The sequence below is a fragment of the Reyranella sp. genome (genome assembly GCF_044224635.1).
Lineage (GTDB): Bacteria > Pseudomonadota > Alphaproteobacteria > Reyranellales > Reyranellaceae > Reyranella.
In genome coordinates this window covers 1-13,540 of the sequence record NZ_JBGAKA010000012.1, presented here as the reverse complement: position 1 = coordinate 13,540, position 13,540 = coordinate 1, and the positions used below count along the sequence as shown (strand labels likewise).

Below are 13,540 nucleotides of genomic sequence, written 5' to 3'. Positions count from 1 at the left end.
TTCAACGACCTCCTGCGACGGCGAGCGTCGTTCCGGTGATGTAGTTGGCCTCGTCTGAGGCGAGATAGAGCACGGCATTGGCAATATCGGCGGGCATTCCCAGCCGGCGCAACGGCGTCGCACGGGTCGGCCCGTATTCCAACCCTTCGAGCGCCTGGAAGCTCTCGCGGTTCTTTTCGGTCTCGATCGGCCCCGGCGCCACCGCGTTCGCGGTCACGCCGTATTCGGCCATCTCGAGCGCCACGTTGCGGGTGAAGCCGTGGATGGCGGCCTTGGCCGCCGCGTAGGCGGAATTACCAGTGTAATACGCCATCCAGGGCGTGCCCTCACGCGAGCCGGAGGACAGATTGACGATTCGTCCGGCGCGGCGCTCGCGCATATGCCGGGTCGCCTCGCGCGTGCACAGGAAGGCCGAGCGCAGGTTGAGGCGCATGACGAAGTCCCAATCCTCGACCTTGGCTTCCCAGATACGGCCGGACAGCCCGCCGCCGACGTCGTTCACGAGGATGTCGATGTGCCCGTGCGCGGCGAGGATGGCGGCAAAGAGGTCCTTGACCGGCGCCTCCTCGGTGACGTCGGCAACGGTCGCCTGCACCGGGCGCCCACTCTGCCTGATCAGCCGCTCTGTTTCGGCGAGGCCCTTCGCATCGATATCGGCAATGGCAAGCGCCGCGCCCTCCTCCGAGAGTCTCAGCGCGATCGCCCGACCGAGGCCTGCCGCCGCCCCTGTCACGATGGCGACCTTGCCGGCCACCCGACCGCTTGCACCTTTCGCCACGACGCCCTCCCTGCTGCCCCGTATCGTACCCCCTCACCCCAAGGCGAGCGCAAGCGCCGCGTCGATGGCCGGCGCGAGCCGGCGGCCCCAGGCGCGCGCGTCGTCGGGCGTGCGGATCAGGTCCTGACGCACCTCGAGCGAGCAATGCGGCAGCGCACGCGAGCGCGCATGGGCCGTCAGCGTGTATTCGTACGAAGCGCGCGCCGAGTAGGGCTCGTTGTCGCCGACAATGAGAGCAGCGTCGCGGCGCAGCTCGGCGAGCAAGGGTTCCGGCAGGCGCGCATCGTCGTTCCACAGCACGCCGACGTGCCATGGCCGCTCGGAGCCGTTCATCTGCGGCGTGAAGCTGTGCATCACCAGCATGCCAACCTTGCGTCCGCCGGCGGTCATCAGATCGAGCTGACGATCGACCTCGCGGTGATACGGCCAGAAGCAGGCCTCGGCGCGCGCCTGCACCTGCTCGTCGGTCAGGCCGCGATTGGCAGGCACCGGCGTGCCGTCGCTCACCTCGGGCGTCGACCCTTCGCCGCCCGGCCAGCGGTTGCAATCGATGACCAGGCGCGAATAGCCCGACGCGACGAGCGGTGCATCCAGCACCTTCGACAGCTCGATCGCCGCATCCAGGCCGCCGATATCCCAACCGATGTGACGCGAGAGCTCCTCTTCGGATATGCCCAGCGTTCCCAGCGCCTGCGGCACCGCCTTGCTGGCATGATCGCAGAGCAGCAGCAGAGGTGCCCTGCCGCCGGCATTGTGGACGGAAAAAGCAGGCGGATCGTGCGGCCCGAGCAATGGTTGCATCGCGCCCCTATAGTGTGAAGATTGCGCAAATGAAAGATGCCGATGCCCGCGCCCTGCTGCGCGATCTGTTCGACGCCGCCCTGGCCGCAGCCCGCCCCGCCACCTGCCTGACACCCTACATCGGCGCGCTGCATCCGCCGCGGGGCCGCACGATCGTGATCGGCGCCGGCAAGGCGAGCGCGGCGATGGCGCAGGCCGTCGAGGAGCAGTGGCCGCATGCCGTCGAAGGTCTCGTCGTCACGCGCTACGGCTATGGCGAAGCTTGCCGGCGGATCGAGATCGTCGAGGCGGCTCACCCCGTGCCCGACGAGAAGGGCCGCGCCGCCGCCGGCCGCATCCTGCAACGCGTCGAAGGGTTGAGTCCGGAAGATCTCGTCCTCTGCCTGATCTCGGGCGGCGCATCGGCCCTGCTCGCCTTGCCCGCGCCGGGACTCACGCTGGCGGACAAGCAGGCGGTCAATCGGGCGCTGCTCAAATCGGGCGCCAACATCGTCGAGATGAACACGGTGCGAAAGCACCTCTCGGCGATCAAGGGCGGACGCCTCGCCATCGCCGCGCAGCCGGCGCGCGTTCTGTCGTGGTTGATCTCCGATGTGCCGAACGACGACCCCGGGGTGATCGGCTCCGGCCCGACGGTGCCAGATCGGACGACTTTCGCCGACGCGCTGACTGTGCTTGCGAAGTACGCCATCGATCCGCCGGCGTCGGTGCTCGCTCATCTGGAAAAGGGAGCAGCAGGACAAATCGAGGAAACGCCCAAGCCCGGCGACCCCCGCCTCGCGCGGACCGAGACCATCATCGTGGCGACGCCGCGCCGCTCGCTGGAGGCTGCCGCATCGATCGCCCTCGACCGCGGCCTCGATGCTGTGATCCTGGGCGACAATCTCGAAGGAGAAGCACGCGAGCTGGGAGCGCTGCACGCGCGCCAGGCGATCGAGCGCGCGCTTCGCGGCGGCAAGCCGTCAGTGATCCTGTCCGGCGGCGAGACCACCGTCACCGTGCGCGGCAAAGGGCGCGGCGGCCGCAACGTCGAGTACCTGCTGGCCCAGGCAATCGCCGCCGGCGGCTCGCCGCATCTCTGGGGCCTCGCCGCCGACACCGACGGTGTGGACGGCGCCGAGGATATCGCCGGCGCCATCTTCATGCCGGACACGCTGGCTCGAGCCCGCAAGCTCGGGCACGACCCGCAGGCGATGCTCGACAACAATGACGGTCATTCGTTCTTCGAGATGCTGGGCGACAGCCTCGTCACGGGACCGACCCGCACCAACGTCAACGACTTCAGGGCGACGTTGATCGTGCCTTGATCGACTTTGCTGAGCGAAGGGACCTTCCAATCATGTCCCTCCCCAAGCTGCGCTTGGGGAGGAGAACGAGAAATTGGGGAGGAGAATAGGAGCACGCTCTGGCAATCAGTCGTATCCTTGGGCCATGACCACCTACCCCGGATCCTGCCACTGCGGTGCCATCACCATCGCCCTCACCTCGGAGAAGAAGCCCCAGGAGCTGCGGGTCGGGCGGTGCGGCTGCAGCTTCTGTCGCCGCCACGGCGCGCGGACCATGGGTGATCCGGTCGGCTCGGTCGAGTTCCGAGCCGCGCCGCAGCGCTTGCTGCGCTACCGCTTTGGGCTCGGCATCACTGACTACCTGCTGTGCGCCCGGTGCGGGGCCTATGTCGGCGCCGTGATGCCCGACGATGGCGGGCCAATCGGCATCGTCAATGTCAATTCCCTAGAAATTCGCGATACGTTCGATCCGGCGCCCCCGCTGCATCACTACGACGGCGAGGACGAGGCGCGACGGCGCTCCCGGCGCCGAAAGTTCTGGATGAAGGCGTCCGTCATCGCCTAACGTCAAGCTTATGGCTGTTCTCGGAGTGATCGCCGACGACTTCACCGGCGCAACCGACATTGCGGGCATGCTGGTCAGGGGCGGCATGCGCACCATCCAGACGATCGGCGTGCCGGCGGCCGGCACGATTCCCGACGACGTCGATGCCGTCGTGGTCGCGCTCAAGACACGCTCGATCGCCGCAAAGGATGCCATCGCCCAGTCGCTCGAAGCCCTCGCCGTCCTGCAGGCGGCGGGCTGCCAGCGCTTCTTCTTCAAATATTGCTCGACCTTCGATTCGACCGATGCCGGAAATATCGGACCGGTGGGCGACGCCCTGCTCGATGCCTTGAACGGCAGGCAGGCGATCTACTGCCCGGCCTTCCCCGAGAACGGCCGCACGATCTTCTTCGGCCATCTTTTCGTCGGCAGCGTGCTGCTCTCCGATTCGCACATGCGCCACCATCCGCTCACGCCGATGACCGACGCCAGCCTGGTGCGCGTGCTGGCGCGCCAGACGCCGCACAAGGTCGGGCTCGTGGCCCTGAAGCAGGTGCAGTCTGGATCGGCCACCCTGCGCGCGGCGCTCGACGGCCTCGCCGCCGATTCGGTGCGGCATGTCGTGGTCGATGCCATCGCCGATACCGATCTCGGCATCATCGGCGAGGCGGTCGGCGACGATCTGCTGGTCACCGGCGGCTCGGGCGTGGCGCTCGGCCTGCCCGCAGCCTATCGCCGGCGCGGCCTGCTGGCCCACAAGGCCAACGCCGACACGCTGCCCAGGGTCGCGGGCGCGGCCGCGGTGCTGGCCGGCTCCTGCTCGGCCGCGACCCTGGACCAGATCGCCGCCTTCGGCGGCCCGCACCTTCACCTCGATACCGACGCCATCTGCCGCGGCGAACCGGTCGGCGAGAAGGCCTTGGCCTGGGCCAGGGACAAGCTCGGCAACGGCCCGATCCTGCTCTCGGCCAGCGACAAACCCGACGCGGTCAAGGCCCTGCAGGCCAAGTACGGCATCGAAAAGTCGAGCCAGGCGATCGAGAAGACCATGGCTGCCCTGGCCAGGGGCCTCATCGCCGCCGGCGTCGGCCGGCTCGTGGTGGCCGGCGGCGAGACCTCGGGCGCCGTCGTCGGCGCGCTCGACGTGACGGCGCTGCGCATCGGCCCGGAGATCGATCCCGGCGTGCCATGGACGGCGTCGGTCGGCGCCAGGCCGCTGCTGCTCGCGCTGAAATCCGGCAATTTCGGTGCCGTCGATTTCTTCACCAAGGCGTTCAAAGTCGCATGAGCACCACCGAGTCGAAGATGCGCGACGCCATCTGCACGCTGGGCGCCAAGCTCGCCGCGCGTGGCCTGTGTCCCGGCACCTCGGGCAACATCAGCGCGCGCGTCGCCGACGGCTGGCTGATGACGCCGACCAATTCATCGCTGGGCGAGCTCGAGCCCAGGCAGCTCTCCAAGCTCGATCTGTCGGGCAAGCATGTCGGCGGCGATCCGCCGACCAAGGAGGCGCTGCTGCATCGCTCGGTCTACGACGTGCGGCCCAAGGATGGCGCCATCGTCCACCTGCATTGCACGCACGCAGTGGCGATCTCGTGCCTCGACCCAAGCTGCCATCACAATGCCGAAACGACGCTGCCGCCGATCACGCCCTACTTTGTGATGCGTGTCGGCAAGCTGCCGCTGGTGCCTTACTTCAAGCCGGGCGATCCCAAGCTCGCCGATGCAATCCGCGATTATGCCAAGGGACATCGCGCGGTGCTGCTGGCCAATCACGGCCCGGTCGTCGCCGGCACGTCTCTGTCGGCGGCCTCCGCGTCGATCGAGGAACTCGAGGAAACCGCCAAGCTCCACCTGTTGCTGCAGGGCTTCAAGGTCCGCCTCCTGAGCGACATGCAGGTGCGCGAGGTCGAAGAAGCCTTTCCCTCCTGACCCAGGGCGTTTGTCTATGAAAGAAATACTGTCATCCCGAGCGGCACCGCCCGAAGGGCGGTGCAGTCGAGGGACCTTTCTTGCTGGTGCAACAAGAAAGGTTCCTCCACTACACCTCGCTACGCTCGGCTCCAGTCGGGATGACGGTTTTTTTGTTGTATTCGAATATCCCGCCTCCTGACCGGACAGAACGCCATGCCCAAGCTCGCCGCCAATCTCTCCTGGATCTACCAGGAGGTGCCGTTCCTGCAACGCTTCGCCGCCGCCGCCGCGCACGGCTTCAAGGCCGTCGAGATCCTGTTCCCCTACGAGGCGCCGGCGGCCGACATCGCCGCCGAGCTCAAGAAGCACAAGCTCACCCAGGCGCTGTTCAATCTGCCGCCGGGCGACGCCAGCAAGGGCGAGCGCGGCCTCGCCGCCCTGCCCGGCCGCGAGGCCGAGTTCGCGGCGGCCCTCACGACGGCGCTCGACTATGCCAAGGTCCTGGAGTGCCGCACGCTGCACATCATGTCGGGCATGATCGCACCCGGCGCCGACACCAAGGCGATGCATCGCACCTTCATCGCCAATCTCAAGATGGCGTGCGACAAGACCGCCAAGAGCGGGCTCACGCTGGTGCTCGAGCCGATCAACCATCGCGACATTCCCGGCTACTTCACCAACACCACGGACCAAGTGAGGCGGATCATCGACGAGGTCGGCGCGCCGCATCTGCGCCTGCAGCTCGACCTTTATCACATGCAGGTCACGGAGGGTGACCTCACCAAGCGCACGGAGAAGCTGTTCCCGATCACGGCGCACGTCCAGATCGCCGGCAATCCGGACCGCAACGAGCCGGACGTCGGCGAAGCCAACCATCTCTACCTGCTCGATGTTCTCGACCGGCTGGGCTACCAGGGCTATGTCGGCCTGGAGTACAAGCCGAAGACCACGACGGGCGCCGGTCTCGGCTGGGCCAGGAAATACGGCATCGAGGCCTGAGGCATGACGGACAAGAACACGCCGGTCGTCGCGTTCGTCGGCCTGGGCTCGATGGGGCTCGGCATGGCGAAGAACCTGCTGAAGAGCGGCCACAAGGTGATCGGCGTCGATCCCAGTGCGGTGGCGCGCGAGGCCTTCGTGGCCGCCGGTGGCGTCGTGGCGACGTCGCCGGCCGAGGCGGCCGCCTCGGCCGATGCGGTGGTCGTGGCCGTCGTCAACGCCCAGCAGGTTGAGGCCGTGCTGTTCGGCGACGGCGGCGCCGTCTCGACCTTGCGCAAGGACGGTGTGGTCATGCAATGCGCCACCGTGCCGGCGGCTTTTGCGAAGACGCTCGGCGAACGCCTGGCCAGGTCCGATCACGCGCTGCTCGACGCGCCGATGTCGGGCGGACGCGCACGGGCCGAGTCGGGCGAGCTCACCTTCATGGCCTCGGGAACGGCCAACGCGTTTGCCGCCGCCGAGTCGATCCTGGCCGCGACCTCGGCCAAGGTCTTCCGGCTGGGCGATGCTCCGGGCATCGGCTCGCTGGTGAAGACGGTGAACCAGCTCCTCGCCGGGGTACACATCGCTTCCGCCGCCGAAGCCATGGCGCTCGCCGCCAAGGCCGGCGCCGATACGCGCGCCGTCTACGAGGTGATCTCGGCAAGCGCCGGCAACTCGTGGATGTTCGGCAACCGCGTGCCGCACATGCTGGACGACGACTACTCGCCGCTCTCCGCCATCGAGATCTTCGTCAAGGACCTCGGCCTGGTGCTGGGGACCGGCCACGAGTTGCGCCTGCCGCTGCCGATGGCGGCGGCGGCGCATCAGCTCTTCCTCGCTGCTGCCGGCGCCGGCTGGGGGCGACTCGACGACGCAGCTGTCGTCAAGGTCTACGAGCAGGCCGGTGACTTCAAAGTGTCGTCGCCGAAGAAGTAGACTATGGGCATGCGCCGTCAGCGATTCGCCAAGATCGTCGCCACGCTCGGTCCGGCCTCATCGACTGTTGAACGGCTGCGTGAGCTGTTCGAGGCCGGCGCCGACGTGTTCCGCCTCAATTTCAGCCACGGCACGCAGGACGATCACCGCCAGCGCGTCGAGCTGCTGCGTGGCCTGGAGCAGGAATACAATCACCCGATCGCCATTCTGATGGACCTGCAGGGACCGAAGTTGCGGCTGGGGTCCTTCGCCAAGGGCCCGCTGGAGCTGAAGAAGGGCCAGAAGCTGCGCTTCGACATGGACAAGGCCCCCGGCACGGCCAAGCGCATCCCCCTGCCCCATCCCGAGATCTTCGCCGCCGCCAAGCCGGACGGGCTCCTGTTGATCGACGACGGCAAGGTGCGGCTGCGCATCGCGGCGCATACCGAGGACACGATCGATACCGTGGTCGAGGTCGCCGGCCCAATCAGCGACCGCAAGGGCGTCAACCTACCCAACCTGGTCGTGCCGCTGTCGCCGATGACGCCGAAGGATCGCAAGGATCTCGACTACGGCCTGTCGCTCGGCGTCGACTGGGTGGCGCTCTCCTTCGTCCAACACGCGCACGACATCGCCGAGCTGAAGAAGCTCGTCGCCGGGCGCGCCGCGGTGATGGCAAAGCTCGAGAAGCCGGCAGCCATCGAGCATCTCGACGAGATCATCGAGCAGAGCGACGGCATCATGGTGGCGCGCGGCGATCTCGGCGTAGAGATGCCGCCGGAAGCCGTGCCGCCGCTGCAGAAGCGCATCCTCGCCGCGTGCCGCGCCGCCGGCCGGCCGGCGATCGTGGCGACGCAGATGCTCGATTCGATGGTCCATTCGCCGACGCCGACGCGCGCCGAAGCCTCAGACGTGGCGACGGCAGTCTATGACGGCGCCGATGCCGTCATGCTCTCGGCCGAGTCCGCTTCAGGTGATTATCCTGTCGAGGCGGTTACCATCATGGACCGCATCCTAAAGAGCGTCGAAGCCGATCCTCTTTATCGCCGGCTGATGGATGCAAGCCGGCGCGAGCCGGAAGCCACCACGGCCGATGCGATCAGCGCCGCCGCGCGGCAGTGCGCGCACACCCTCGCTGCCGCCGCCATTGTCACCTACACGTCCACCGGCTCGACGACGCTGCGCGCCGCGCGGGAGCGGCCCGACGTGCGCATTCTCTGCCTGACACCGAGCCTCGACACCGCCCGGCGCATGACCCTCACCTGGGGCGTCCATCCGATTCATGGCGAGGACGCCCAGAATTTTGCCGACATGGTCCAGCGCGCCGTGCGCGTGGCCCGCAAGGAAGGGATGGCCAAGGTCGGCGAGCGGCTGGTCATAACGGCCGGGGTGCCGTTCGGGACACCAGGCGCCACAAATATTCTTAGAATCGCCTACGTATGACCCTGAAATCTGCAGGGATGGGGGCGATGGTCCACCCGTAACGAGTTCAGTGCATATCGTGAGGCGAAGGTGGATACCACGACCGACAAGGCTGCAGCCGTCGCTCGACGCTATCGTCGGCCGACACTGACCTGGATCGATTTCCTGGTGATTGGCGCCATAGTTCTGACGTTTTCCGTCGTCCTTGGCACGACCATCACCCGCAACAAGGCGTCCGCGCAGCATCAGCGCACGACCGTCCCGGAATTCAGCTCCGAGATCGGCCTGGTCCCGAGCGATGCAAACCTGATCAAGGCAAGAATAAGGCTGGCCTCCGGTGGTCCTTGGGGCTGATCGCGCAACAGCTCGCAAAGGAACGAGAGAAAGGTCCCTCGCTACGCTCGGGATGACAAAGAGGATGTCATCCCGAGCGTAGCGAGGGACCTTTGCTTTTGCGGTTCATGCCGTTGGGGGCGCGCGACTCCAGTTGCGCGTCTTCGCCGGGATCAAAGAAGACCGCGCCACTGAAGTGGCGCGCCTCCAGCGATGCGTCACCCCTTCGGGCGCTTGTCGATGACGCGGCGGGCTTTGCCCATGGAGCGCTCGATCGTGCCGATGGCGGCGATCTCGATCTCGGCGCTGAGGCCGCACATGCCCTTGAGGCGACGTGACAGGTCGACGGTCGCGCGGGCCCTCTCGTCTGCCGACAAGGCGATACGCGACTCGACGCGCACCAGCAGATCATCGAGCGCGCCGGACCGGCTGAGCTCGATCACGTAGTGGCCGCTCAAGGCCGAGTCGCGCAGGATCTGCTCCTCGACCTGGCTCGGAAACAGATTGACGCCGCGCACGATCAGCATGTCGTCGCTGCGGCCGGTGATCTTGGCCATGCGCCGCATGACCGCCGCGGAGCCGGGCAGCAGGCGCGTCAGGTCGCGCGTGCGATAGCGGATGACCGGCAGGGCTTCCTTGGTGAGCGAGGTCAGGACGAGCTCTCCAGCCTCGCCATCGGCGACCGGCTCGCCCGAGTCAGGGTCGACGATCTCGGGATAGAAATGATCCTCCCAGATCGTCGGACCGTCCTTGGTCGCAGCGAACTCGCAGGCAACGCCCGGCCCCATCACCTCGCTCAGCCCGTAGAGATCGATGGCGTCGATGCCGAGCCGCCCCTCGATCTCGGTGCGCATGCCTTCCGTCCACGGCTCGGCGCCGAAGAAGCCGACGCGGATCGCCGTCTTGCGCGGATCGATGCCTTGCCGGTCGAACTCGTCGGCCAGCGCCATCATGTAGGACGGCGTCAGCATCAGGACCTGGGCGCCGAACTCGCGGATCAGCTGGATCTGGCGTTCGCCGAAACCGCCCGACATCGGCACCACCGTGCAGCCGAGCCGCTCGGCGCCGTAGTGCGCACCCAGGCCGCCGGTGAACAGGCCGTAGCCGTAGGCGTTGTGCACGATGTCGCCAGGCCGCGCGCCGCCGACAGAAAGCGAGCGCGCCATCAGGTCGCCCCACAGGGCGATGTCGCCCGCCGTGTAGCCGACCACCGTCGGCCGGCCCGTCGTGCCGCTCGAGGCGTGAACGCGCACGCATTTCTCCCGCGGCACGGCGAACATGCCGAACGGATAGGCCTCGCGCAGGTCGGCCTTCACGGTGAACGGAAAGCGGGCAAGGTCGGCAAGCTGATGCAGGTCGTCGGGATGGATGCCGGCCGCCCGGCACTTGGCACGATACGGCGCCTGGTTGGCGTAGGCGTGCGCCAGCGCCTGCTTCAGCCGCTCGAGCTGCAGGGCACGCAATGCATCGAGCGACAGGCCGAGCTCATCGAAGCGCGGCGCCGTCATGCCGGCTTCCCTGGGCTCCGCGCCCCTCGGGGCCCCTGCTCATAGGCGCTCACTTTTGCCATCGACTTCGCCCTTTTGCTGGGAGCGCGCCACTCCGATGGCGCTCATAGGATGTGCAATCAACAAGAAGAGCGCCATCGGAGTGGCGCGCTCCCGGCGCATGACGCTTTTTTTCGGCAAAGCCAGCGCCTATGGGGCCCCTGCTCCCCCTTGACCTTTGTCGAAGCCGAAGCGGCGATAGGCATAGCCCAGGCCGATCAGGGCCGCGCCGAGCCCCAGGAAGGAGAAGACGCGCAACAGGCCCTGCAGGCCTGCCATGTCGATCAGGAACACTTTCAACACCACGATACAAACCAGCGCCATGCCGGCGTGACGCAGCATTGCCGCGCCGCGCCGGAATCCCCAGGCCAGCAAGGCGACGCCGAACAGCAGCCAGACGATGGAATAGGTGTAGAGCTCGAGCCCCTCCGCTCCCAGTCCGCTGCGCTCGAAGCCGGGATCGAAGAGATGCCGGACCTCGAGCGATGCGTAGACGAAGGCCAGGATCGACGCCGTCCCGCCGGCCAGGGCAGCCACGTGCTTGTTCGGCTCGATGTCGACCCAGCGCGCCGCCAGGGCGGCCATCACGGCGGGCAGCGCATAGGCCAGCAGCAGCCCGTTCAGGATCGGCAACCGGCCGACCCCCGCATTCTCGAAGACCGGGTTGGCGATCAGGACCTGGACCACGAGGACTGTCAGCGCCGCCAGGGCGCCGCTCAGCCGCCATGCCCACAGCGCCACCACATCGTGCTTGAGGCGCGCGATCCAGAGCGTGGTCAGCGCGAAGCCGCCCCACACCAGAACGTAGAAGGTGCGCTCCATGAAGTCGGCGCCGGGGCTGGTCATCGAGCCCGGCTGGAAGACGCTGCGCACCTCCAGCGTCGCCAGCACGAAGGCCAGCAGGGCGATGGCCGCCTCGGTGGCGCGCACCAGAAGCGGATCGCCCGTCGGCCGCAACGCCCGCAGCCCGACCCAGAGCGCGGCAATCGTCAGGCCATAGCCCCACAGGATCCAGTTGAAGATCGGCGTGACCCCGAGCGGATAGCTCAGGATCATCGGATTGACCACGAACCGCACCACGACAACGGCGAGCAGCAGCCAGCACAGCTGGCGCATCGCATGCAGGTCGAGCCGTTTGGCGATCACGGCCACCGCCGCAAACTCGACCGCATACGCCACTGTGATCCATTCGCGCTGCAGCTCGAGGGCGATGGCGGCGGCGATGAAGAAGACGACGCCGATCGCGAGATAGCCCAGCGCCTCGGTGCCGCCCGGCATCGACTCGCGCCAGCGCGTCAGGCGCTCGGCGCCGACCAGGAACGGAACGGCGAGGCCGATGCTGATCAGGCCCCACGGTATGCCGGGCACGCTGTTGCGCAGGACGTACCAGCACAGCAGGAAATACACGAAGACGGTGCCGACCGACAGCGCCGCCCAGAAGCCCGGGCGGCCGGCGTTCCACATAAGGGCGAAGGCCGCGGCGGCATAGAAGCCGCCGAACATGACCGCCGCCCAGGTGAAGCGATCGACGTCCCAGTTGGGCCCGCTGCCGAGCGTCGTCGACCACCACAGGAACAGCCCGGCCAGCGACAGGAGCGGCGCCAGGCCGGCTATGTACTGGTAACGCGGCACCCAGCGGCCGAGGACGTACAGGCCGACGCCGTGCGCGGCCAGCGCGATCCACCCCGCTGTCTGAGTCCACTCGTCGCGAACCACGATCGCGACCAGCAAGGCGCCGGTGACAACGAGCGCCGACCAGACCAGGCCGACGACGTCGATCGGCGGGTTCTCGCTTTCGCTGATCCGCCGCCAGGTCGCCCACACGAACGACCCGGCCACGCCGACCAGGAACAGACAGGCCCAGTGCAGGCCGCCTGGCTCGGAGGCGATCCACAGCATCGCCCAGATGGCCGTGCCGGCCAGCACGCCCCAGCCGAGCGGCCACCAGCCGCGCAGGCGAATGACCGCGAGCGTGCCGACCGCGATCGCCAGCAGATAGCCGAACAGCGCGGGTATGTTGGGCGAATTGCTGCCGATGATCGCCGGGCTCACGAAGCCGCCGACGAAGGCCAGGCCGGCAACGAAGGGACCGTGACGCAGCGACAGGCCGATCGCGAAGGCGGTCAGCGCGATGGCGCCGCCGCCCCCGGCCGCCTTCGAGACCATCTCGTAGAGGGTGACGGCGGAGAACAGCGCGCCGTACAAGGCCGCGACACCGGCGGCCGCCAGGGCCTGGGCGATGCGATCGTCACGCGACCTGACGCGTTCGGCGATACCCACCAGGGCGAAGCCGAACACGGCCGCCAGGATCACCCGCACTTCCTCGGAGAGATAGCCCTCCTCGATCGAGTAGCGGACGAGGAAGATTCCGGCGAGCGCCAGCGTGATCGCGCCCACCCAGACGAAGGCGCGTGCGCCCAACCGCTGCTCCCAACCGACGCGCGGCGGCACCATTGCAGCCTCGACGAGGGGCGGCAGAGGCTCGCCGGGCAGCTCCGGCGCCGGCTCGAACGGCGGCGCGGGTGGTGCCGCTCCGTCGGCCGCGGCCTTGGGTGCGGATGCGGCGGCTTCGACCGGCGGTGCCGACGGCTCGAAAGGGGGTGCAGGTGCGGCCACCGCTGGTTCCGCCTGTGGCGGCGGCGCCAGCGACGCCGGGCCCTGCTCGGCGAAAGCCGGCGGCAACGGCGCCTCGCCGCTCGCCAGCTGACGCTTCAGCGCCGCGAATTCCGCCACCAGTTGCTCGTTCTGCCGACGCAACGTCCCTGTGCGCACGACGGCAACGATCGCAAGGATCGGCGTGCCGATGGCCCAGACGATCCCCAGCAGGATCAAAAGGACTTCGTCCACCGGCTAGTCCTGGCCCAGCCAGGGGACACAACACGCCTGGCGCGCGCAACACCCCCACCTCATCCTGAGAGCCTGTGACTTTTTCGACGCCTGTGCTGTCGACTGCAGGATGAAGAAAGAAAGGTCCCTCGCTGCGCTCGGGATGACAACAATGGTGTCATCCCGAGCGCAG

The 13,540-nt window shown here is 67.8% G+C and carries 12 protein-coding genes; 8 read left to right on the top strand and 4 right to left on the bottom strand.

The features are described from left to right. Position 1: 1 nt before the first annotated feature. Positions 2–778, bottom strand: coding sequence for an SDR family NAD(P)-dependent oxidoreductase (locus tag ACILR9_RS13105; RefSeq protein ID WP_395710378.1), 777 nt, complete (start codon positions 776–778; stop codon positions 2–4). Between the two features lie 33 nt (positions 779–811). Beyond that, entirely contained in the window at positions 812–1,579 is a 768-nt protein-coding gene (locus tag ACILR9_RS13100) for an N-formylglutamate amidohydrolase (protein WP_395710377.1), read from the bottom strand. Between the two features lie 29 nt (positions 1,580–1,608). Between ACILR9_RS13100 and ACILR9_RS13095 the strand changes: the two genes are divergently transcribed. The 8 genes from ACILR9_RS13095 (at position 1,609) to ACILR9_RS13060 (ending at position 8,995) form a co-directional block, all read left to right on the top strand. After that, the gene (locus tag ACILR9_RS13095; RefSeq protein WP_395710376.1) at positions 1,609–2,886 is read left to right on the top strand and encodes a glycerate kinase; all 1,278 of its coding nucleotides are present in this window, start codon (positions 1,609–1,611) and stop codon (positions 2,884–2,886) included. A 124-nt stretch (positions 2,887–3,010) separates the two neighbouring features. Beyond that, positions 3,011–3,430, top strand: a complete 420-nt coding sequence (locus ACILR9_RS13090) for a GFA family protein (protein ID WP_395710375.1) — start codon at positions 3,011–3,013, stop codon at positions 3,428–3,430. A 10-nt stretch (positions 3,431–3,440) separates the two neighbouring features. Next, on the top strand, positions 3,441–4,697 hold the full coding sequence (gene otnK / locus ACILR9_RS13085; RefSeq protein WP_395710374.1) for a 3-oxo-tetronate kinase: 1,257 nt from the start codon (positions 3,441–3,443) through the stop codon (positions 4,695–4,697). Continuing rightward, the gene (gene otnC, locus ACILR9_RS13080) at positions 4,694–5,341 is read left to right on the top strand and encodes a 3-oxo-tetronate 4-phosphate decarboxylase (protein ID WP_395710373.1); all 648 of its coding nucleotides are present in this window, start codon (positions 4,694–4,696) and stop codon (positions 5,339–5,341) included. The genes otnK and otnC overlap by 4 nt, the downstream gene beginning before the upstream one ends. A 195-nt stretch (positions 5,342–5,536) precedes the next feature. Continuing rightward, positions 5,537–6,322, top strand: a complete 786-nt coding sequence (gene otnI, locus ACILR9_RS13075) for a 2-oxo-tetronate isomerase (protein ID WP_395710372.1) — start codon at positions 5,537–5,539, stop codon at positions 6,320–6,322. A 3-nt stretch (positions 6,323–6,325) separates the two neighbouring features. Beyond that, positions 6,326–7,240, top strand: a complete 915-nt coding sequence (gene ltnD / locus ACILR9_RS13070; protein ID WP_395710371.1) for an L-threonate dehydrogenase — start codon at positions 6,326–6,328, stop codon at positions 7,238–7,240. Positions 7,241–7,249: 9 nt separating this feature from the next. Beyond that, a complete protein-coding gene (pyk, locus tag ACILR9_RS13065; RefSeq protein WP_395710370.1) occupies positions 7,250–8,662 on the top strand; it encodes a pyruvate kinase in 1,413 nt (470 codons plus the stop codon). 69 nt (positions 8,663–8,731) lie between these two features. Beyond that, positions 8,732–8,995 carry a hypothetical protein gene (locus ACILR9_RS13060; protein WP_395710369.1) on the top strand — a complete coding sequence of 88 codons (264 nt, stop codon included), beginning with the start codon at positions 8,732–8,734 and terminating at the stop codon, positions 8,993–8,995. Positions 8,996–9,192: 197 nt separating this feature from the next. Here ACILR9_RS13060 and ACILR9_RS13055 read toward each other — a convergent pair whose 3' ends face one another. After that, positions 9,193–10,482, bottom strand: a complete 1,290-nt coding sequence (locus ACILR9_RS13055; protein WP_395710368.1) for an AMP-binding protein — start codon at positions 10,480–10,482, stop codon at positions 9,193–9,195. Between the two features lie 189 nt (positions 10,483–10,671). Then, positions 10,672–13,368, bottom strand: coding sequence for a DUF2339 domain-containing protein (locus ACILR9_RS13050; protein WP_395710367.1), 2,697 nt, complete (start codon positions 13,366–13,368; stop codon positions 10,672–10,674). Positions 13,369–13,540 lie beyond the last annotated feature (172 nt).